The organism is Desulfotruncus arcticus DSM 17038, from assembly GCF_900113335.1.
GTDB classification, from domain to species: domain Bacteria; phylum Bacillota; class Desulfotomaculia; order Desulfotomaculales; family Desulfallaceae; genus Desulfotruncus; species Desulfotruncus arcticus.
The window spans coordinates 247,813-269,546 of sequence record NZ_FOOX01000002.1 but is presented as its reverse complement, the minus strand read 5'-3'; the positions used below and the strand labels follow the sequence as shown (position 1 = coordinate 269,546).

Here is a 21,734-nt window from a genome sequence, read left to right as displayed (position 1 = left end):
GAAGAGATCACTCAAAAAATACCCGGCGCATTAACTGCCTGTTCAAGTACTTTTATGAATGCTTGTACCAACCGAGGGTCAAATTGAATGCTGGCGCAATTCTTTAATTCGTAGATGGCTTGAGTATTGGACATGGCTTTCCGGTAAGGTCTATTATTGGTCATCGCATCATAAGCATCGGCGATGGCTAAAATACGACATTCCAAAGGTATGTCTTCTCCTTTCAGTCCCAGGGGATAACCCAGGCCGTTCCACCATTCATGGTGTTTAAGAATCCAATCCGCTATGGGATTAAGGTCCGGAGCGGACTTCGCTATGCGATAACCAATCTCGCAGTGCCGCTGCATTTCAGAGAATTCTTCCGATGTCAGCGGACCCGGCTTGAAAAGTATGCGATCCGGTATGCCAACCTTGCCAATATCATGGAATTGCGCCAACAGCCGCAGGTCGGTGATCTTGTGTTCTGATAAACCAATGTCTGAAGCCATCTTCGATACCAGTGTTTGCAACCGGTCTGCGTGACCCTCGGTAATAAAATCTCTGGCTTCAAGCGCTTTCATCAGAGTCTTGACAATGGCACTGCGAGAGCTTTGGCTATGATATAGCTTTTCCCGGTACATGTTGTTATCCGCTTCTTTAAAAAGATTGTTAAAATCCATTGCTCCTTTGGTTCCGGCAGCAAAACCGATTGATATATTTATCGGAAGTTCCGGGGTGGACTCATTGTATTTCGTGATGGCTTTCCTGATTCTATAGATAGCGTTTTCAATGAGCTCTACCTGGCAATTGGGCAGCAATATGGCGAACTCGTCACCGCCGATACGGGCCATAATATCGTCTTTACGAAAGGATTTTTTGAACATTTCTGCAGCCGTTTTAAGGATTTTATCTCCGGCGTCGTGTCCCAGCGTATCATTGACCAATTTAAGCCCGTCCACATCACACACAATAATACCGACCGGATCAAACTCCTCCCTTTCCAGGCGCTGCATTGACCGTTCAAAGTAGCTGCGGTTATACAAACCGGTTAGGGAATCGTGCAGGCTCAAAAATTTGAGCTGTTCTTCAATACTTTTTCGTTTGCTGATATCCAGCAGGGACGCCACGCTTTTATTGGTCTCCGGAATCATGGCAATGTTGACAAAAACATCTTTAGCATTACCGTGCCTATCAATGAATTGGAACTCATAATTCCCCGGGGCGGTGTTCGGTTTAACTCTCCGCATATAATGATAATCTATCATCCTCTGTAAATCATCTTTGATAACAAAATCCATCCATTTTTTCTCACCTACCAATTCCCTCCTGGAATAACCTGAAAGGTTCTCAAATTCCATATTGGCCAGTGATATTGTCCCATCTTCCTCAATTATTACTGTCGCGTTACCGGTTGTTTCAAAAATAGTTCGATACCTATTTTCAGACTCACGCAGCGCCATTTCCACTTGCTTGCGTTCAGTGACATCGCGAATAATGCTCATAAGCATACGTTCGTTGCCAATCACCGCACCCTGGGAGCTGACTTCAACAGGAAAGATGCCGCCATCCTTGCGCTTGTGTTCAGTTTCAAACAGTATGCCAAAAGACGCCGCCTGTCTCATTTGATTGCTGATTAAGGATTTGGTGTGGCCAGCACGCAAGTCGTGGATATTTTTTTGCAGCAGCTCTTCCCGGGTATAGCCGTAAGCTTCAACTGCAGCTTCGTTTGCTTCAATTACGCGGCCGTCACGGCGGACAAATAAAATAATGTCCCTGGCGTACCGGGATAATAATTGATACCGCTTTAATATTGTCAAGTATTTATTCTTTTCATTGATCATTAACCGGTTGGTTTTTTGTAAACTGTCAACGATGTGGTTGTTCTCATTTTCTTTGACCCAGGCCAAATAAATACCTATTTCCATGCGATCAAAAATCCTGTTGATAAATAAACGGTAAAAATCGCTGAGCTCCTCTTCCAATTCAGCCGCCCGGATAAGATCAACATAGCTTTGCCGGTAGTATTTAAATAAACCAAGAAACATTCCGAGTTTAACACCGCGCGCCCGGTGCTTTTGGGCCTGCCTAACAGCGTAAGCCGAAATGGGGTCCCGGATATAATCATCGTCCGGGTCTAATTCCAGGGACTTATCATAATTTTGCAAAGCCGCAATAATCGTATCGGATACGCCGGCGACAGACATACGCCAGGCTTCCCTCAGTGTTGAAGTGTATTTGGTATAATTACGCGCTTTGGCATAATCAAAAACTCTGTCTACAAGCCAGCTCTCATTGTTAAGAATAAGGTTATAAAGATTTTTCATGTAAAAAAACCTCCTTAAAGAGGGTACGGCCCAATCACCCTCTGACTTTTAGCGGGTGGTCGAATAATAATTTGGCACTCTTTTTGTGCACGGCTAATTACCAAATAGCGCTAATATAGCAGTGAATAAATAGCAAAAAGCTTGCCATTTTGGGCAAGCTTTTTGCTATTTATTGTCGAAACCCGTACTATTTGGTTTTTTAAGCTGCTGTGCTAAAATACGTTTTGTGTTTTACAGCTTTATAATGCACGGATCAGTCAGCTTAAACGTAAATCCTGCGCGAATAGGTAAAATTATGGCGTTGTCGGGTTAATCACCGGACAGCTGTCTACGCATTCGATCAACACGGCATTGCAGTGATCTTCGGGAAATACCAAGATAACGAGCCGCTTTGGTTTTATTGCCGTTGTGCATTGCCAGAGCCTGGCCGACAATGTTATTTAAAAATTTTTCCAGGTATAACCCTTCAGCGGGAAGTGTAAAGTTATCCGGGTCCATAACCGGAGCGCAGTCTTCTGCTACGCGAACATTTTCATTTTGCCGCAGAATTTCCAGATGTGCGGGCTTCAGTACAGAATCGTCGTACATGAAGGTCACCCATTCAATTGTATTTCTCAACTCCCGGACATTCCCCGGCCAGCTGTAGAAAAGCAGCAATTTGGCCGCGGAGTCACTGATTTTGCTGAATCTCTTTCCTCTCTGATGAGAAAAATCCTCTAAAAACTTAGTGGCTAAGGGCAAGATTTCTTCTTTCCGCTCCCTCAAAGGAAGCAATAACAGACGCCCGACATTAAGACGGTAGTACAGGTCTTGTCTGAATAAACCCTCTTTTACTTTTTTTTCGATATTTCCATTTGTTGCGCAGATGATTCTGATATCAATCCTTATTTTTCGCAAACCGCCAACCCGGTAGAATTCTTTTTCCTGAATTACCCGTAATAATTTAGCCTGCAGGGCAATGGGCAGCTCTGTTATTTCATCAAAGAAAATAGTGCCGCCCGAAGCCAGGTCCAATTTCCCCTTTTGCCCCCTGGGCAGTCCACCTGTAAACGCCCCGGATTCATAACCAAACAATTCACTTTCAAATAAGCTTGAAGTTAGCGCAGCGCAATTGACATCGATAAAAGGTTCCACAACGCTTAAACCGCCATAATGAATGTATTTGGCGATAACTTCTTTGCCTGTCCCAGTTTCACCCTGGATTAAAACCGGAATCGATCGATCAGTGTGATACTTTTTGGCCTGTTGGAAAAGGGATTCCATTTTTTTGGAGAAGATAACAATCCCACCAGGCCCTTTTCCCTGAGGTAAAACTTTCTTCGGCGCCCCGCGGGAATCTGCCGGCTCCTTATTGGCTGCCCGAAGGTTATCCACCGTTTTTTTCCGGGCGGTGATGTCACGAATTACACTTAATAAAATACGCTCGTTACCGATCGTAACGCCTTGTGAGCCGACCTCAACATGCAATGTGCCGCCATCCTTACGCTGATGGATCGTTTCAAACAATATCCCTTGGTGATTTGCTTGCTCCATTTGCGCTTTAACCAGGGGTAAGGTTTCTTTGGCACGCAAGTCATAGATACTCATCGCCAGCAATTCATCCCGGCTGTAACCATAGGCATTAACCGCAGAATTGTTTGCTTCGACAATTCCACCGTCTTCCCGGCGTATGAATAAAATAATATCGCGGGCATGCTCAAAAAAGAGCTTATACCAGTTTAAAACCATCTTCGCTTTCTTTGGCTCTTTAATGTTTTTCACCATAGCAATAGCAAAATTAGGCTCATTTGTTCCATTGTCACATTCAATGACATGACGGCCGGCATCACGCAAAATTTGGCTTAACCAAACACGTGTTGAGTTATCAGCTTTTGCGAGCAAAGTTTTCACCGTGTCCCACCCCTGAAATGGTCATTTTCGGGCCAATGTGAACGGTTTTTAGAAGGAGCGGTATTTTTTCTCCAGGACAAGGCAGAGGCCCCACATGAAAAGCATAAAGTTAAGGAATACCGGATTGATAATTATATCTAAATATGTGCTGGTTTCAGAGGCTGAAGAAAGGTTTTAATCTTATTTATGTTCTACATTTTGGCTATATATTCCTGCCATGCATTCAACCACATACATTAGCTGCCAGTGGGGCCGAAAAGAGAATTTAGAGACAATGAAGATTAAATAATGATTAAATAATGATGCGGGTCCCGTCAAACTTGGTAAGGGTAAAGCCGCGAAAATCCTCATTATAGGTGTTCCTGTAATCCTGCAGAACCCCAATGGCCACTGCTTCACCCAGCTTTAAGCCCTCAATCCCGTCGGAGCGCCAGTGGATACCCGCATAATCGCGGCCAAAGGCGACATTGGCGGCCAGTTTATTCAATTCCCCACCAACCGTTAAAGGCGGGCCCTGGAAAGGAACCAGCGAAAGGCCGTCGGAACTGGCTGCAACCGGATTGGGGACAACAAAGGATTCATTAAAGAACGCCTTCAGCATGGTAACCCCTGCCCCGGCAAAACAGGCGTGGCCGGCGGGATAGGCGGGATGGGTGGGGCAGCCTTCCGGATAGGCCTGGGGTAACAGGTAGGTGCCAAATTTGCCGAAGACTTCAGAAACCGCCTGTGAATCAAGCAGTTCCTGGTTAATTGGATAGCTGGCGGCGCCCGTTAAAAGGTTTTGGACGCGTCCGCCGAATTCCTCGGGCCGGAGCCGGCGATGGACCAGCCATTTCTGAAACCAGGCGGCCTCCAGCGCTGTCCGCGCCGCCCGGGCCACAAAATCCAGAATATGCGGGCCGCCGAAGGTGGCAAAACCGACCTGGGTTAACGAACGCAAATAGGGATTGGAGGGATCCAGCGCGCTCTGCCCAAAACCGAGCAGAATTAAACAAGCACCGAGGCCTTCTTGGTAGGGAAAATCCCGGTGAACATATTCGCCCATATCGCGACCACTGCGAATATAACGAGGCGTAGGGTCGAACTCATTCGGGACTGTCGGAGGAAATCCGTTTTGGATGTTCAACCAATCCTGATACGAGGTCAGGTGGTCGTCGCCGGCCACCGTGGTGCGATATTGCTGGACGATGGTTTTGGCCCCGAAGGGAATGTCCTGCCACAGAAACTGGGAAATATAAGGTCCCACCAGGTCACCGGGCGTATTCCCCCGGAATAAGGTCCCCGTGGTGACCATTCCATTGACTTTTGGCCCGCGAAAATCTGAAAAATCCGATAGATCAGAGGCAGCAGCGATGGTCAGCGGATCGGTGTCGTAATCTGCGAAAGGCACATCACGGGTTAGCGCCTGCCAGTACAGTTCGGCCATCTCACCGGCAATCTGGGCGCTGCTGAAGGCCGGCGCCGGAATCATACCCAAATGATGAGAATCAGGTCCCGCCAGATCGAATGCGTAAGCGGCCTGGGGATTGACAAGCTTGGTAACCCCTCCCAAAGTTATGAATTCTAAATCGTCCGGGTTACCGGTCGATAATGCCCTAATCAAGTCCCTATAGGCATTAAGGTTAACCTCGCCAAGTTGATTATGCGGTAACCCCTTGGAATAGCTGCCGATTTTACTTGGAAATAAATCTTCATCACCATTGCAGGGATGGCCCGGGAGAGGCAGGTCCCTTTGAAAAACCGCTGCGTCCTGTCGAATTTCAAATGCCTCTTGGTTACGCTGCCGTGCACTCGTAGGCCCAATTTCACAGCATTCCGCCACGTTTAAGTTCGTGTTTGCCGTCTCCATTTGAACAACCTCTTTTACAGATGGTGACCATGTTTCAGCACTCATTTTAGGTTCCCCTTTCTGAACGTAATATTTTAACCAATCCATAATATGTAATTTATGGCAAATTCGCCACAAGGTTCTATTGCCATTTGGCTGTCCTCCGTGTTCAGGGGGGGGTAAACCTGTTTTAGGGCGAAACAAAATGGATTGCCATATCTGGCAATCCATTTTGTTTCGCGCATGGGTAAAAATTGTTTTAGCTGTTATGAGGAAAATTCAAAATTGTCCTCCATGATTAATCTAATACATGCTTTTGCTATATGCTCGTCATACAGGACCCCTTTATTTTCACGAATTTCATTGATGGCCGTCTCCATTCCCAGAGAACTCCGGTAAGGCCGGTGTGAGCTAATGGCTTCAACAACATCGGCTACCGCAATAATTCTTGCTTCCAACAAAATGTCATCCCCCAACAAACCAACAGGATAACCTGTACCATTCATTCTTTCATGATGTTCCAGAACCATTTTTTGCACCGGCCATGGAAACTTTATTTTGCTTAATATTTTATAACCATTCTGCGGATGAGATTTAATTATACCAAATTCATGCTCGCTGATGGCTCCATACTTGGACAATATGTCTTTGGGAATAGCCACTTTGCCGATGTCATGCAAGAGTGAACCGATTTGAAGGCCATGAATTTGTTTTTTGGGCATACCTATTTTTTCTGCAATGGCGCAAGCCAACTGGGCGACTCTCAACTGGTGGTTGGCTGTATAAGAATCAATTAACGAACAAATGGTAGTTAAAACATCAACAGCGCCATTTAAAACAGCAAGTATCTCTTCATTTAGATCGGGATATTCTTCTATACCTGAATTGATTTTAAATAAATTTGCCGCGGTTTCCATTACATCCAACCTTTTAAAATAAAAAGTAATTATCTATAAATTTAGATTATTTGAACCCAAAAATCAATATAAATTATGATAAAACTAATAAAATCCCCAAATATCTTTCCCCAAAGGGGGTTGAACTCATAACCAATCCACCCCTGCCACAAACAGCAAATATTTAAAATAAAGCGCTGATTCCGGTACTCTGTTTTCGCATATTTATCCGCCTAAAACTTTATTTCAACAGTCCACATCACCTATAATAATATCAAGACTACCCAAAATGGCCACTACATCTGCCAACAAACAACCCCGCAGCATTTCATCCAGATAACCAAGGTTTATGAATGACGGCCTTCTAACATGCACTCGATAAGGTCTGTCGGTGCCATCACTAACAACGTAGTAACCGATAATTCCTTTGGCACTTTCGATTTCAGCGTATATGCCGCCTTTCGGGGGCTTTAGCACCTTTGGCACTTTGGCTCTTACCGGGCCGTCAATTTCCCGAATTTGTTTAACGGCTTGTTTGATGATCCGCACCGACTGGCGCATCTCCCGGACCCGGCAAACATAGCGATCAAAACAATCCCCATGCTTGCCCAGAGGTACTTCAAAATCAAAACGGTCATAAATACTATACGGCTTAGCCTTGCGCAGGTCATAATCAACACCCGAGCCACGCAGTGAAGGGCCACTGAGGCTGTAATTTACGGCAATTTCAGAAGAAATAACACCTATGTGTTTGGTGCGAACTTGGAAAATTTCATTGCCGGTGATAAGCCCGTCGTATTCGTCAATATAGGCGGGCATATCGTCCATCAACTTGTTTACTTTTTCCAACCATCCTTCAGGAACATCATCGGCAACCCCGCCTATGCGGGCGTAACTGAGAGTCATTCTGGACCCCGTTAATTCTTCCAGCAAATCCATTACCCGCTCCCGCTCTCGAAAACACAGAAGAAATCCGGTAAAACCCCCGATGTCCAATGAATAAGTGGCGGTAAAAAGCAAATGACTGGTCAAGCGGGATAGCTCTCCCGAGATAACGCGCAGGTATTCAGCTCTTTCAGGCACCTCAATGCCCATTAATCTCTCTACAGCAAAAACATACCCCCAGTTTTGTAACATGGCGGCAAAGTAATCCAATCTGTCCGTGTAAGGAATTACTTGCGTATAAGTGCGAGCTTCGGCCAATTTTTCAATACCCCGATGCAGATAACCGCAAACCGGTTTAGCCTTGACCACTCTTTCTCCATCCAAAGTGAGAATAATTTGAAAGACACCGTGCGTAGCGGGGTGTTGCGGTCCAAGGTTTAGATGATACAGTTGTGTCTTCAACACTTGCTATTCACCTCTCTAACGGATTAATTAACCTGTACGCCTTGGGGCTAAGGGCTTGGTTTTGTTCTACCAAGAAAATGACTTCGGTATATTTTTTTATTATGGTCATTATACCATAGTTCAATTTTATACTCTATACAAAAATTACTTATTTGAATATTTCGGTGCGGGAGCCGCTAAGTTAACATATACTGAGCCGTACTGTTAATGAAATAGGGCCATAATGTCAAGAAGAGACGCACCGGTTATGAGGAAAAGATAGAATGGGTTAATTTATCTTTGAAATTTAGAGGAATTTTTGTTAAAATGACTATGCTTCAAAGTTAAACTAAAGTCACTATGGTTTGGTCATTAATGGAGGGTTTTAATTGAGAACAGAGAATCGGCGTCAAAGAAAAAAAGATCAAACAAAAGAAAATATATACAAAGCTGCTTTAGAACTTTTTTTGGAAAAAGGTTATGATAAAACAACTATAGAGGAAATAACTGAAAAAGCGGACGTAGCCAAGGGAACCTTTTTTAACCACTTTCCCAGTAAAAACGCAATACTTTTTTACTTAGGAGAAAAACGATTAGTTTTACTGGATAAAGTCTTGGGGGAAAAGCTAATTGAAATTCAAAGTGCCAAAGAAAAACTATTTGAATACTTTCGGATACTTGCCAGATTCAATGAAGAAGAGAAGGAAATAACCCATCTTATAGTAATAGAAATATTTAAAAATGCAGATCTCCGGAAACTTTCCGACGAGAAAAGTATAGTAGATTTTCAAGTGGTTCTAGGTAAAATTATAAATGAAGGAAAGCAACGTGGAGAATTTAGTTCTGATGTAAATACTACCCATGCAGCCGATATTTTAGCCGGTTTATATTTTCATACACTATTTTCATGGCTGCAGGGTAAATTAAGCGAGTCGCTAACATCTGAACTATTTGGGAGAATAGAAATTATTATAAATGGAATAGAACCTTAAGCGTCGGAACAAGGGACCTGTCCCCTTGTCTCATCCCTTATCCCGCCTTAAATCGGAGACGGGCAGCGATGACATTTCATCACTGCCCGCCCTTTATGTTAAATGAGGAGGTGGTATAAGCTCATCCTTGTCTTTAAATACATCTTACCAGCTATTTATGAAAATAAGATTAAAAATACATTAAATTTTCTTAAGCTTAAGCAGCGTGAATAGAAATAATAGAGGTAATATGGGAAGATGTCAATCGTTATAGTACTCATCTCCCTGGAGGGTGCGTTCCGGCAGGAAGAATGTACCGATGAAGCAGAGCACGGCGAACACAAGGCCGACTTCAAACAGATTGCCGATACCGGCAGCAAGCGAAACCTTCACGGCGTGTAAAAGCTGGTGATACATTTCCTGGCCGGCAGCGCCGAACCGGGCGAACTGGTCGGCGATAGCCTGTTGGGCCTGCTGCGTCAGCAGGGTTTGCGGCTCGAACTGAGATATGCCGCCTGCCAGATCCTTTATTTTATCGGGCAGGGCGGCATTAAAGCGCTCCTGGAACCCGCGGTTTAAAATTGATCCGAAGATCGGAGAGGCAATTACGCCCCCGAGCGAAGATACAAATTGCTGGGTGGAATTGACGGTGCCCATCATCCGGTATGGGAAAGCATTTTGCACCGCGATATTGAGCAGCGGCATCAGGGAGCCCACCCCCAGTCCGAGTACCACCATGTTGACGATAACGGTGGGATAGGCAGTATTGATATCCATCGTCATTAACAAAATCGTACCCAGGATGATCGCCGCTGCGCTAATATGCGAGAGCAGGCGATATTTTCCCGTTTTGGTCATAATCTGTCCGGAAATGATACTCCCGACGATAAAACTGATCATCATGGGCGACATAACCAGCCCGCTGTCCCGGGGGTTCAGGCCGATGACACCCTGGACGAACAGGGGCAGGAACATCACGCTGCCGAACATCGCCATGGACACGAGAATCCCGAGCACGAGAGAAGTGGAAAAGATCCGGTTGCGGAACAAAGTTGGTGTTATGATCGGATCGGCAACCTTGCGCTCAAACCAAATAAACAACGCCAGCATAATTGCGCCGCTTCCGAACAAAACCAACTCCACCGGAGAGGTCCAGGCGTACTTCGTACCGGCCCAGGTGAACCCCAGTAAAATGGGTACCAGGCCGGTAGCCAGCAGCACCGACCCGAGCCAGTCGAGCTTGACTTGTTCGTCCGCACGGACTTTGGGCAACGAGAGGACAACGCCAATAATGGCCAGTACTGCAAAGGGCAGGTTAATATAAAATACCCAGCGCCAGGAAAACGTGCCGGTAATCCAGCCGCCGATCGCGGGGCCGATAATGCTGGACACCCCAAATACCGCCCCCATGGCCCCCATCCAGCGCCCCCGCTCTTTAGGGTTAAAAATGTCCCCCACTGTCGCCCGCGGCATACTCATCATCGCGCCGGCTCCGATCCCCTGCAGCCCGCGGGCCAATACCAATTCCAGCATTGTTTCGGCCTGGCCGCAGATGGCCGACCCAACTCCAAACATCACCAGTCCGAAGATGTAAAAGGGCTTCCGCCCGTATACATCGGATAACTTACCGTAAATCGGAACGGTCACCGCCGAAGTCAACATGTACGCGCTAAATACCCAGGCATACAGGGCAAACCCCTGCAAGTCCCCAACAATAGTTGGAATGGCGGTGGAGATAATGGTTTGGTCCATGGAGGAAAAGAACATGGTCACCATGACGGTGGCCAGCGCCCACCATTTGCGCTGCCCGGTAATTTGATTTGTCGTTTGGATTTGTTGTTTTAATGCGTCGGTTGTCATATTATCTTATTCCTTTTTCAATTTATGTCCTTAGAATTTATAGTATTTCTACATACCCTTCAATTCAACATTACGCAAAACGCTGATCATCTTTCTGGTTTTTTTTGCCTTTCGTTTACCGCCGGGCAATTGCTCCAGAAACTCGCCGGCGTTACCTGGGAAACTGAAGCACTCAGTCCTGTTGTTTATCCCAAGTGGGGGTCTTAGCATCTCATGTTTGTTACTGATACAATATATGGTACAATATATGGTACAATAGCATAAATTTTTAGGAACGGTGTAAATTATGTATTTAGCACAACAAGAAATTGACCTGGTAAAACAGTATTTGCTGGAAAAAGTATCTCCTTATCTTATAATAATATTCGGTTCTGCAATAACCGGAAATATGCTACCTGAAAGTGATGTTGATATAGCTTTTTTAACAGAACAAAAATACAGTACCTATTATATATTTATGGTTGGACAGGGGTTGGCAGATATACTTGATAGGGATGTGGACCTGGTGGATTTAGGGCATGCCTCAACTGTGTTCCAGGCGAGGGTGGTGACAACAGGAAAAGTTATTTACTGTGAGGATGAAGATAAACGAATATTATTTCATATGCTTACCCTTAAAAAATATGCCCGGCTTAATGAGGAACGCCGGTGTGTCATGAATAAGATAACGGGAAGAGGCTCGATGTATGAGTAACGATGTAATAATAAATAAGATAATGGTAATAAAACGGTGTCTGGATAGAATCAATCAAGTATATGACGGTAATCCTCAAAACCTTGAGGATTATACCAAACAGGATTCCATTATACTGAATATCCAAAGATCCTGTGAGGCATCAATTGACTTGGCCATGCATATCGTTGCCGAGAAAAACCTGGGCCTTCCCCAAAGCAGCCGGGAAGCCTTTGACTTGTTATATCAAAATAATATTATTGATCAAAAATTAACTGCAAGCTTAAAAGCTATGGTAGGCTTTCGCAATATCGCGGTTCATGACTATCAGTCCATAAATTTAAATATTATACAAAATATTATTGAAAAACACCTTTTTGATTTTATTATGTTTGCAGATAGAATAAAGAAACAGATTTTGCCGGGGACCTAACTTAAATTATTAGTATGGGATAGGAGTTCCCGTTCCTTCTGCTCTGCTTCCAGCCGTCCCTGCTCAAATATGACACGACTTGAATTCGGCGCATAGTTTTTAATATTACTGAGGATCATGGGGATGAGGGCGGTCGGCTTATCGCTCCAACGGGTCCTGGTGATATCGATCTCGCCGGGGCAACGCATACCGTATTTTTCAAGGTACGCCCTTATGGAAGTACCCCTGATTGTGTTATAATGCAGCAGGATTAAAGCCAATATCTTGATTTAGGAGTGGTTGCAAATTATGACCGCCCACATTCGTTTACGTTAATGTAAGGTACAGACCACTTAGGCTCAGCCAATTTTATCAGGATTGAGCTTATTTTCATCGCTTTGAAATAATGGCGAACCTTTGATATGCTGTGTAATGATACGTCGGAACTTCCTCCATGAAACAACCGGAATTTCTTTTTTTGTGTCGGGGGATTCTTTCGGGTCGCAGTGCTTCCCAACACAATCATGAAAGCCTTTCCAGTTGTTCACAAGATTGAATCCGCCTTGACCCGCGATGATATATTCTTGGATGGCATCAATTGTCTGGTTGGTATCATCCACGTTGGCGAAGAAGAGATCTAAGTCTTCCTTGTCCTCCCTGTATGTAAAGGTAAATTGCGCGGCTCTGCCCTCATCGACATACGCCTGAAACTCTTCGGCAAGCAAATGGGTATACTGCGCTTTCTTACCATCTGCGCCATTCGGCATAAAGTATTTGACTTGTTGGAATGGTTCCTGTGTCAGACCCATTCCTGTATACAGCGCAAGTGTTTCCGTTTTCTCTTTGGCAACCTGCTCAGGGGTTCTGCCTGGTTCGGCAAAGTCATTCGGAAGATGGATGCCCATCAGGTCTTTTCCCTTAACATTGAACAGTAAAAATGCCACGCTATCATCTTCCACATCTTCACGGCTTAAATAGCTGTCTTGAATTGCTTTGATCAAGAACTTGGCATAAGACGTTTTGGCGGCAAGACCCGATATGCCCGAAATGTTGATATGTGCACCTTCGGGGCCTATGACAAAAAGGCACTGACCAAGGAACCAGAAGGTAATTATAACAGATGTATTGTGTCCCCAGATCAAGCTCCAGATCTCCGTACTTCAAAACCTTGGGTTCGGCCCCAGTGGCGTCCGGACTGAAATTCATGTAACGGCGAAGCTGGGCTTTGACCCTTGCGATCAACTCTCCGATCGTAAACGGCTTGGTCATATAATCATCCGCGCCAAGCCCTAAACCCAGTATTTTATCCATTTCTCTATCCTTAGCGGACAGGATAATCACCGGGATGGTTTTCTTTTCGCGGATCTTGCGCAAAACTTCCTGCCCGTCAACTTTAGGCAACATCAAGTCTAAAATGATGAGTTGGTATTCCTGATTGGAAATATACGAGAGTGCTTCTCTTCCCGTAAACGGAATCTGCATCGAATCCCTCTTTATTCAAGTATTTCGCTACCAGTTGGTTTATTTCAACATCATCTTCAATAATAAGAATTCGAGCGGAATTCATTATTACCCCCCCATCAAAGTCAAAACAAAGTAACCATTAATATTTATGGCAGAACTCAGAAATCTTACTGTATTTATTTCTTAAATCCGAACTCAGTCGAAAAGATGGCATACAAAGCCCACCGAGTTTAATATTTGTAAGTTTTATCAAAATAACGATATTCATTCAATTCCCAACATTTGTGAGTCAGGGGGCGGCAGACTATTTAAGAGATGCGTTAAGAAAATTAATTACTTTTGCTAAATATGCAGGTCCTGCCTTTTCATATGCTTTTAAATGGCCGGCCCCCGGCACTATCCAAAGTATGGCGTTATCCCCGTAAGCGCGTGAGAGTTCCCTGCTGTTGGATACCGGTACAATCCTGTCAGCATCCCCATGTATCAGCATCAGCGGCTTGGGGGACAACAGTGGCAATGCATTAATTGGGCTGACTTTTCCCGGGTCCAACCCTGTTATCAATGAAAATTCCGGCAGCAATACAAAACCAAGCGGATAGGTTTTGTTGCTCAGGTGTTTTTTAAGATCGGCAAAAGGACTGTCGGCAATAACCGCATCCACTGCCGGCTCCCGTGCCCCTGCCAGTATAGATGTGCTTGCTCCCATGGAAAAACCGAACAGAGCTATCCGGTGAGAAATATCTTTTTGCTTGCGTATAAAATCTATGGCTCCCAGCAAATCCCGTACTTCGTAGAGGCCCCAGGAAGTAATGTCGCCGGGTGATTCACCGCAATTACGAAAGTCAAACATTAATACGTTATAACCGGCCTGAACTAATCCCCCGGCTAAAGATAATGCCGGCACGTCGTCTTGTAAACGGTTATTGCGGTAACCGTGAGCAATAATAACTGTGCGGTCACTCTTGGGGGAGGGAATCAGCCAGCCTTTTATTTCAAGGTTATCCACCCGGCTGGGGAATGTAACATCATGATAAATAAGTCCTTTAGAAGCAGGGGTTCTGGCAATCTGATGGCGGGGCGGGTGAGTAACGGCCCAGCAGATGGATACGGATGTTATAACTGCAAGCAGAATAAATATTATTATGGCTTTAATAACTGGCAATTGCCTATTTTTAGCTGTTTTATAACCTTGTTTTTTCTCGGTTAATTGTCTGTACAACCCTACAACCTCACTGGATTTGCCTTAGAATAACGGTCTTCATATTTATAATAGTTTCACAAGTGAAGCCTCTCCCGCCTACGCTTCGCTAAGAGGCGGGAGCTTCCTGGTTCATCGACCGCCAGGGACAAAGGTTAAGAAACAACTTCTGCTCCTGCACTTTGGCTGGCTCAATGTGGAACCGATGAACGATGATCATTTTTTCTCACCCTGGGACTCGATGTATTTTTTAATTACTGTAAATGGTATTAGATTTACCCCTATAGCTTATTATTTTAAGTAAATAAGCAATACTTCGCAATATGTCTATGCTGCGTATTAAATAATCATTTATGGCTATCATCATAAGAAAAAAGCTCGTCTATCGATGCATTTAATGCTTTTGCAATATCATAGGCTAATTCAAGGGAAGGATTATACTTTCCTTTTTCAAGATGGATTATAGTTTCTCTTCTTACTCCAACAATATTTGCCAGTTCATCTTGTGTCATGTTAAATTTAGCCCTAAACTCTTTGATTCGTGTATATAAAGCCAAATTATACCATTCCTTTATCTTTCATAATAAGACAATGAAAAACTAAAAATTATAATTTGTAATGCAAAATTTATCGCAAAGGCAAAAGAATAAACCGATGCAAAAGAGGAAGTAAAAACTGCATAAGTGGTAACTAGGGGATAAAAAATTATTGCTGAAAGAAATGCATTTTTAGCGGCCTTATTAACGTTTTCTTTAAATCTTTCATCGAAGATTATTTTTCTATAGGCAAAAAAACCAAAGAAACCGAAAAAACCATAAAAACCCGGATTGTCTGTAATCAAACCTAAAAGACCCAATGCACCCAAAAAACCTAAATACCAAAGAAAATTTTCTTTCATATTAAATCCCCCCTCCCTGTTATAAATATATAACATATTGTTATAATTATATAACTTTTTTCTAAGCTGTCAATTTTTTATCGGTACATTTCAAAGAAAATGTTCTCCAAGGGAAAGCGTTGGGGGGCTTCGAATCTCCGGCGCTAAATTATTTTATGGGGGTTGCCGAAATGGCGAGGGCTATGTTTTTGCAAGCCAACCAGGCTCGAGAAAGCCGCATCAAAAAACCGGCGCAATACCGGTTAATTTTTAAAAAGAGTGGTATACTTACCGGTACTTACATTCAAAATTAAAAAAGGAGAAAATTAAATGGAGAATTCAAGTCAAAAGATTTTTACGTTTTTAATGTTTTCTGGAATGGCTGAGGAAGCAATGAATTTTTACACCTCTATATTTGACCAATCAGAAATAATTAGTATAAATCGTTATGGAGCAAACGAAGCCGGCAAAGAGGGGACCGTGTTACATGCTACATTCTCACTCAAGGGACAAGTGTTTATGTGTATAGATAGCAATGTTGAGCAAGAATTTACATTTACCCCCGCAATATCATTATATGTAACATGTGATACTGAAGACGAGATTAATCGAGTCTTCGAGAAGTTATCTCAAAACGGCACAGTTTTAATGCCGTTAGCAGCTTATCCATTCAGCAAAAAGTACGGTTGGGTTGAAGATAAATATGGTCTCTCATGGCAATTAAATCTTGCATAAATAACCAACACTTCTCCAAGAGCGCTGCAATTTAAGCCGCTCAACGGGGTTTAATTGACAAAAAGATAATAACTAGTTAATATTAGACGAAAAATGGCCGATTTTTGCGGGTGCTGGAGGGACCTAAATGGCGGGAGCATATTTCTTTGGTTTACCAACGGTTACCTGGGTGATGATAATTCTCCCTTTTGCGGCTTTCTGGTTTCTACCCCTGGTGCTGGCTAAAATAATTCTCAGCAAAAGGCAGGAGACGGAAATTGACTGAGCTCCTGTATCTGGGGTTTTTTATTTTATACACCGTAATCATTTTGTGGTTTGGCAAGCATGGTTTCGACCGGGTCAAAAGCACCAGGGACTTTTATCTGGCCGGAAGCAGCCTGGGCTTGTTTGTTTCTGTCTGCACCTTTGCGGCCACCTGGTTCAGCGCCGCTTCAATGCTGGGCCTGCCCGGTTCCTTATACGCTTATGGGTACGCCGCCATACCTTACAGTATTTTTGGCTGGTTTATCGGCGCCGCCTTTATCGTATTGATGAGCGTCCGGCTCAGAAAATATAATGTGGTTACCATACCCGAATTTTTCCGGGTGCGGTACGACAGCAGACTGTTGCAGGCCATGGGCGGCCTGGTGATTATCTTGGGCTACATCTTTTATATCATCATCCAAATACGAGGTTTTGGTATAGTGATGACCTCCATGCTGAATATACCCTATACTTTCAGCATCCTCTTCATTTACCTTTTTATCCTCTACACCACTTTTGGCGGCCTGCATTCGGTAACCCGCACCGATGTTATCAACTTTTTGCTTGTTTTCTGCGGTTCCATCCTGGCCGCCTATTTTATTGTGCAAGAAGCAGGTGGAATCACCAACCTGCATCTGGCGGCGGCGCAAATAAACACCGAAATACTGGCGGGCAGAGGGGAGTTTACACCCCGGGGCAGTCTAGTACACCCCACCGCCCTGGGTTTACAGCCACCCATATTCCTGATTACCGCCTTTTGCGGCTGGGGGCTGGGCCTGGCGGCCAACCCCCAGTATGCGATGCGTATCCTGTCCGCCCGGGATACCCGCACGGCAGTCTTGATGATCGGTACCGCCGTCCTGCTGCTTGGTTTTATCTATATCGCCATCATTCTCGCCGGGATCGGCTCCCGGGTGCTGCTGCCCACCGCGCCGGTGGATTCCATCGACATGGTGTTCCCTTACGTGATCGACAGTATACTCAGTATCAAGCTGGGTGGGTTAATATTAATGAGCATTATCGCTGCCGCCCTTTCCACGGCCAACTCCCAGCTGTTGATCATGGCCGGCGGCCTCAGCTACGATATCTACAAGAACTTATTCAACCCCGTTATCAATGAAGAAAAATTTCTTAACTTAAACCGCATTGTTATTGCTGTAGGCGGCACCGTATCGTTGCTGCTGGCGGTCAACCCGCCTCAGGGGCTGCTGGTATTCGGCAGCAATATCTGGGGTATAGTGGCGGCCACATTCTTGTTCCCCCTGTACGGCGGTCTTTTCTGGAAAGGGGCCACCAGGCAGGGTGCGCTGGCCGCCTTTCTGGGAGGACTCCTGATCAGTGTCGGCTGGCTTAAAATATATTACCATTACCTGGTGGACACCCCCGGTGCATTAATCCACCCGGCCTTTCCCGGTGTACTGGTTTCATTGCTGCTGTTTATCACAGTCAGTAAACTGACCGCCAAACATGCGAAGTCCAACTAGTTTTAGTTTTCTAATTTAGTAAATATAGTGTTCCCGGATGAAAGGGTGAAGCTTTTTTGCGGTTGGGTATTGAAAAAAGAATCATGCTGCCCTTTTTATTGCTGGTTATAATACCGGTGCTTTCCGTCGGGGTGGTATCTTACCTGGGCAGTTTCAACCACCTGCTGGCAAACCGAAAATCCATGGCCGCCGAAGAGCTGGATAACACGGCATTCGCCCTGGAAAACCTGTACCAGATGAGCACCGATAACGGCCTGTCCGCCGGCGATTTACGGTCGAAAACCCTGGAGTTCCTGATTGAAAATAATGTACCCGGATTTTTTATCCAGGATGGCCACCTGATCGGCTTGCCTAAAGACGGGTCACTGGACAATGAAGAGTTAAAAAACGTCCTGCCAACGGTTATGCTGGATATCTGGGAGCAGGGTAAAGGAGAACTGCCCCTGGAAGGAAAGGATTTTACCAAGCGATATCTGGTATACCGCCTCATCCCCGGGCAAAACCTGGTGCTGCTCCGGACGGTACAAATGGACTACCTGGCGCCGCCGTTGTTTGAAATCCAGAAATATACCATCCTGGTGGCCCTGGTGGGGGTGATTCTGGCCGTGGAACTGACCATATTAATAGCCCACAGCCTCTCGCGGCCCATCCGCACGCTGGCCAATGTCTGCCGTGACATCGGTAAGGGAAACCTGAAACCCGACCTGGAGATCAGGAGAACCGACGAAGTGGGCATCCTGGCCGACTCCATCCGGGATATGAGCCAGAGTTTATTTGAAAAGAATCAACAGCTGCTTAAAATTCAGCGGTTAAACAAAGAAATACTTAAAAACACCACCACCGGCATTTTGACCACCGACCATGACGGCAATATCGTGACCCTGAACAACACCGCCGTGGATATCCTGGGTACCGAAGACGGATCAGGTTCCCCAATCCTTGAAGAGGTGCTCAAACTGGCCACTATGACCATCGAGTTGAGAAAACCGTTGCATGTTATCAACCAAATCCGTGACAACCAGGGTTCCAGGCGTTATATTGAAGTAAACACGGCGCTGTTTGACGATGAAATGGACCAGAAGGGCGTAGTGGTAAGTTTTCAGGACGTAACCCAAAAACGCAGGATTGAGGAACGGATAGAAACAATAAACCGCCTGACTTCCCTTGGCGAACTGGCCGCCGGCCTGGCCCACGAAATTCGCAACCCCCTGGCGGGAATGAAGACCAGCTGCCAGGTATTGGTGACCAGGATGAACAGTGACCCCAAAAACATACCGTTACTGGAAGGAATTCAGGCCGAAATTAACCGGTTGGGCAACCTGGTAACGGACCTTTTGAGTTTTGCCCGCACCACACCGACACGCATTACCGCCGTGGATATTCAGGAAGTTATATATCACACCAAGTTCTTTCTGGATAAGCAGTTTAATAATAACGATATCACATTCCTGATGCACGCCCCCACCAATCTGCCGCCGGTTAAAGCGGATAAAGACCACTTGCAGCAAATTTTTCTAAATTTGTTTTTAAATGCCTTAAAGTTTATGCCCGGGGGTGGAACACTGGAATTGACAATCGAACCATACCTGGGCACAGAGAACAATCTCCAGGTGAGGGTTAGTGACACAGGCATTGGGATAGCGCCTGAAGACCTGCCCAAAATATTCAACCCGTTTTTCAGTACCGACCCCGGGGGAACCGGCATGGGCCTGTCCGTGGTACAAAAACTGGTTGCTGAAAACGAGGGTACCATCGAAGTGAGCAGTAAACCCGGGCGGACAACTTTTACCATACAACTGCCGATAATGGCAAGGGGGTAGAAGATGAAAGAGAAAATTATCATTATTGACGATGAAACCACCTTTAGAAACTCCCTGCGGGCCGGACTGGAAGACGCCGGCTACCAGGTTGCTGCCGCGGGCGACGGCGAAAGCGGTCTGGGGATCATGGCCCGGAAAGGTTACGATCTTGTATTGCTGGATATCAGACTGCCGGGTAAAAACGGGATCGACCTCTTGAAAGAGATCAAAATCAGATTTCCGGACACCGTAGTGGTTTTAATGACTGCTTACGGGGATACCAAAAGCACCGTCAAAGCCATCAAGGAAGGTGCTTTTGATTACCTGAACAAGCCCTTCGACCTGGACGAGGTCAAAGCCTGCCTGGAAAAAGCATTCGCCAATAGGAGAAAAGTACGGGGAGAACAACCTTTTTGCCACCAGCACAACAGCGTGAACGATATAAATATTATCGGGGAAAGCCCGGCTATTAAGGATGTAATCAAAAAAATATCTGTGGTGGCCGGGTATGACAACACCAGCATACTAGTTTGTGGTGAAACCGGCACCGGCAAAGAATTGGCGGCCAAAGCGATACATTATCACAGTAAACGCCGGAAGAAGCCCTTTCTGGATATCAACTGCGCCGCCATTCCCAGGGATTTGTTGGAAAGCGAATTGTTTGGCTTTGAAAAAAGCGCTTTTACCGGGGCTTCCAGCACCAAAAAAGGCTTGTTGGAAATTGCCGACGGGGGCACCCTGTTTCTGGATGAAATTGGTGAACTCCCTTCCGACCTGCAGAGTAAGCTGCTGCGATTCCTGGAAGAAAAGAAGTTTAAAAGGATCGGCGGCTTGGAGGATATTCATGTTAATGTACGCGTAATTGCCGCTACCAACCAGGATCTGGAATCACAAATAACCCGGGGACATTTCAGAAAAGATTTGTATTACCGTCTGAATGTCTTCCCTATTATTATGCCGCCCCTGAGGGCCAGGGAACACGATGTAGTACTAATCGCCTACCATTTCCTGCGTCAGTTGAACAAGCAGATGGACAAGAGTTTCAGCGGTTTTTCAACTGAAACCGAGAATATCCTGCAGAGCTATCCCTGGCCCGGAAACGTCCGCGAACTGAAGAACGTCATCGAAAGAATATTGATACTAAATGACGTGAAATGGATATCCCCTGGAGAACTGCCCGATTCACTGCGCAGCGCCTTGGATTATCCGGACCCGGGCATTACTATTGATGCATTACCTAAGACGCCTGCCGGCCCGGTTAAAACAACTACCGTTTCCACCCGCCCGACGGAGACAAAAAGTTTGGCTGACGACGGGTTTTCCCTGGAAAAGAAACTGCAATCCATTGAACGTAATTACCTGGAAAAGGCGCTGCAGGCAACAGGCTGGAATATTTCCAGGGCTGCGGAAATGCTGGGTATTAGCCGTTTTGCCCTGCAGCGGCGCATAGAAAAGTACTTTAAAAACCAATAATCCCGGTGTGCGAAAAAGCACACCGGAATGTTCGAAAGCGCTCATCCAAAGCGCTTTTTTATTTTTTCTTCAGTGCATATACTAAAAGTGTATGCCAGGCGTGACAAGCTTTAACGGCCAAAACGCCCCGGTGCGGAAATTCAGGCATTGAAATTGCACCGTTTAAATTTTTATAAAGAAGACTTGGTTCAGGTGAGGTTTTGACCCCGCCTGAACCTTAGTCGCACTTATTTCGAGTTAAGCGGCGGTTAACGAGATAAAAAATTCATAAAAAAGATTGGCACTCACGAATAAAAAAC

Annotated in this window: 19 protein-coding genes and 1 pseudogene; 8 read left to right on the top strand and 12 right to left on the bottom strand. The window is 45.3% G+C overall.

What is annotated here, in order from left to right:
• Positions 1-11: 11 nt before the first annotated feature.
• From BM056_RS03805 to BM056_RS03785, 5 genes are all read right to left on the bottom strand, one after another.
• Entirely contained in the window at positions 12-2,303 is a 2,292-nt protein-coding gene (locus BM056_RS03805) for a sensor domain-containing diguanylate cyclase/phosphohydrolase (RefSeq protein ID WP_092468867.1), read from the bottom strand.
• A gap of 309 nt (positions 2,304-2,612) precedes the next feature.
• Positions 2,613-4,193, bottom strand: coding sequence for a sigma 54-interacting transcriptional regulator (locus tag BM056_RS03800; protein WP_092468865.1), 1,581 nt, complete (start codon positions 4,191-4,193; stop codon positions 2,613-2,615).
• Between the two features lie 292 nt (positions 4,194-4,485).
• Entirely contained in the window at positions 4,486-6,042 is a 1,557-nt protein-coding gene (locus BM056_RS03795) for a phosphatase PAP2 family protein (RefSeq protein WP_092469254.1), read from the bottom strand.
• A 245-nt stretch (positions 6,043-6,287) separates the two neighbouring features.
• On the bottom strand, positions 6,288-6,938 hold the full coding sequence (locus BM056_RS03790) for an HD-GYP domain-containing protein (RefSeq protein WP_092468863.1): 651 nt from the start codon (positions 6,936-6,938) through the stop codon (positions 6,288-6,290).
• A gap of 225 nt (positions 6,939-7,163) precedes the next feature.
• Positions 7,164-8,267: an NADH-quinone oxidoreductase subunit D gene (locus tag BM056_RS03785; protein ID WP_092468861.1), complete on the bottom strand. Its 1,104-nt coding sequence runs from the start codon at positions 8,265-8,267 to the stop codon at positions 7,164-7,166.
• A 368-nt stretch (positions 8,268-8,635) separates the two neighbouring features.
• Between BM056_RS03785 and BM056_RS03780 the strand changes: the two genes are divergently transcribed.
• Positions 8,636-9,238 carry a TetR/AcrR family transcriptional regulator gene (locus BM056_RS03780; RefSeq protein WP_092468859.1) on the top strand — a complete coding sequence of 201 codons (603 nt, stop codon included), beginning with the start codon at positions 8,636-8,638 and terminating at the stop codon, positions 9,236-9,238.
• 240 nt (positions 9,239-9,478) lie between these two features.
• Here the strand turns inward: BM056_RS03780 and BM056_RS03775 are convergent, their stop codons facing one another.
• The gene (locus BM056_RS03775) at positions 9,479-11,077 is read right to left on the bottom strand and encodes an MDR family MFS transporter (RefSeq protein WP_092468857.1); all 1,599 of its coding nucleotides are present in this window, start codon (positions 11,075-11,077) and stop codon (positions 9,479-9,481) included.
• A gap of 286 nt (positions 11,078-11,363) precedes the next feature.
• On the opposite strand from BM056_RS03775, the gene mntA reads away from it, so the two are divergent.
• Positions 11,364-11,771 carry a type VII toxin-antitoxin system MntA family adenylyltransferase antitoxin gene (gene mntA / locus BM056_RS03770; RefSeq protein WP_092468855.1) on the top strand — a complete coding sequence of 136 codons (408 nt, stop codon included), beginning with the start codon at positions 11,364-11,366 and terminating at the stop codon, positions 11,769-11,771.
• A complete protein-coding gene (gene hepT, locus BM056_RS03765; protein ID WP_092468853.1) occupies positions 11,764-12,183 on the top strand; it encodes a type VII toxin-antitoxin system HepT family RNase toxin in 420 nt (139 codons plus the stop codon). Before mntA ends, hepT begins: the two co-directional genes overlap by 8 nt.
• Positions 12,184-12,185: 2 nt before the next feature.
• Here the strand turns inward: hepT and BM056_RS03760 are convergent.
• The 6 genes and pseudogenes from BM056_RS03760 to BM056_RS03735 form a co-directional block, all read right to left on the bottom strand.
• Positions 12,186-12,401: pseudogene (locus BM056_RS03760) on the bottom strand (phosphoenolpyruvate synthase); the annotation flags it as partial.
• A gap of 120 nt (positions 12,402-12,521) precedes the next feature.
• Positions 12,522-13,163, bottom strand: coding sequence for a hypothetical protein (locus BM056_RS03755; RefSeq protein WP_131820716.1), 642 nt, complete (start codon positions 13,161-13,163; stop codon positions 12,522-12,524).
• Positions 13,126-13,644 (bottom strand): response regulator transcription factor, encoded by a 519-nt coding sequence (locus BM056_RS27155; RefSeq protein WP_092468849.1) that lies wholly within the window; start codon positions 13,642-13,644, stop codon positions 13,126-13,128. Before BM056_RS27155 ends, BM056_RS03755 begins: the two co-directional genes overlap by 38 nt.
• Before the next feature lie 286 nt (positions 13,645-13,930).
• Positions 13,931-14,845 (bottom strand): alpha/beta hydrolase, encoded by a 915-nt coding sequence (locus tag BM056_RS03745; protein WP_092468847.1) that lies wholly within the window; start codon positions 14,843-14,845, stop codon positions 13,931-13,933.
• 326 nt (positions 14,846-15,171) lie between these two features.
• Positions 15,172-15,381, bottom strand: coding sequence for a helix-turn-helix transcriptional regulator (locus BM056_RS03740; protein ID WP_092468845.1), 210 nt, complete (start codon positions 15,379-15,381; stop codon positions 15,172-15,174).
• Positions 15,382-15,395: 14 nt separating this feature from the next.
• Positions 15,396-15,722, bottom strand: coding sequence for a DUF3796 domain-containing protein (locus tag BM056_RS03735; protein WP_165613363.1), 327 nt, complete (start codon positions 15,720-15,722; stop codon positions 15,396-15,398).
• 309 nt (positions 15,723-16,031) lie between these two features.
• Between BM056_RS03735 and BM056_RS03730 the strand changes: the two genes are divergently transcribed.
• The 5 genes from BM056_RS03730 (at position 16,032) to BM056_RS03715 (ending at position 21,435) form a co-directional block, all read left to right on the top strand.
• On the top strand, positions 16,032-16,436 hold the full coding sequence (locus BM056_RS03730) for a VOC family protein (RefSeq protein ID WP_092468841.1): 405 nt from the start codon (positions 16,032-16,034) through the stop codon (positions 16,434-16,436).
• Between the two features lie 127 nt (positions 16,437-16,563).
• Complete coding sequence (locus tag BM056_RS26050) at positions 16,564-16,701, top strand: hypothetical protein (RefSeq protein WP_165613362.1); 138 nt, start codon at positions 16,564-16,566, stop codon at positions 16,699-16,701.
• Positions 16,694-18,163 (top strand): sodium:solute symporter family protein, encoded by a 1,470-nt coding sequence (locus BM056_RS03725; protein WP_092468839.1) that lies wholly within the window; start codon positions 16,694-16,696, stop codon positions 18,161-18,163. Before BM056_RS26050 ends, BM056_RS03725 begins: the two co-directional genes overlap by 8 nt.
• Positions 18,164-18,219: 56 nt before the next feature.
• Positions 18,220-19,983, top strand: coding sequence for a sensor histidine kinase (locus tag BM056_RS03720; protein ID WP_092468837.1), 1,764 nt, complete (start codon positions 18,220-18,222; stop codon positions 19,981-19,983).
• A gap of 3 nt (positions 19,984-19,986) precedes the next feature.
• Positions 19,987-21,435 (top strand): sigma-54-dependent transcriptional regulator, encoded by a 1,449-nt coding sequence (locus BM056_RS03715; RefSeq protein WP_092468836.1) that lies wholly within the window; start codon positions 19,987-19,989, stop codon positions 21,433-21,435.
• Positions 21,436-21,734: the final 299 nt, after the last annotated feature.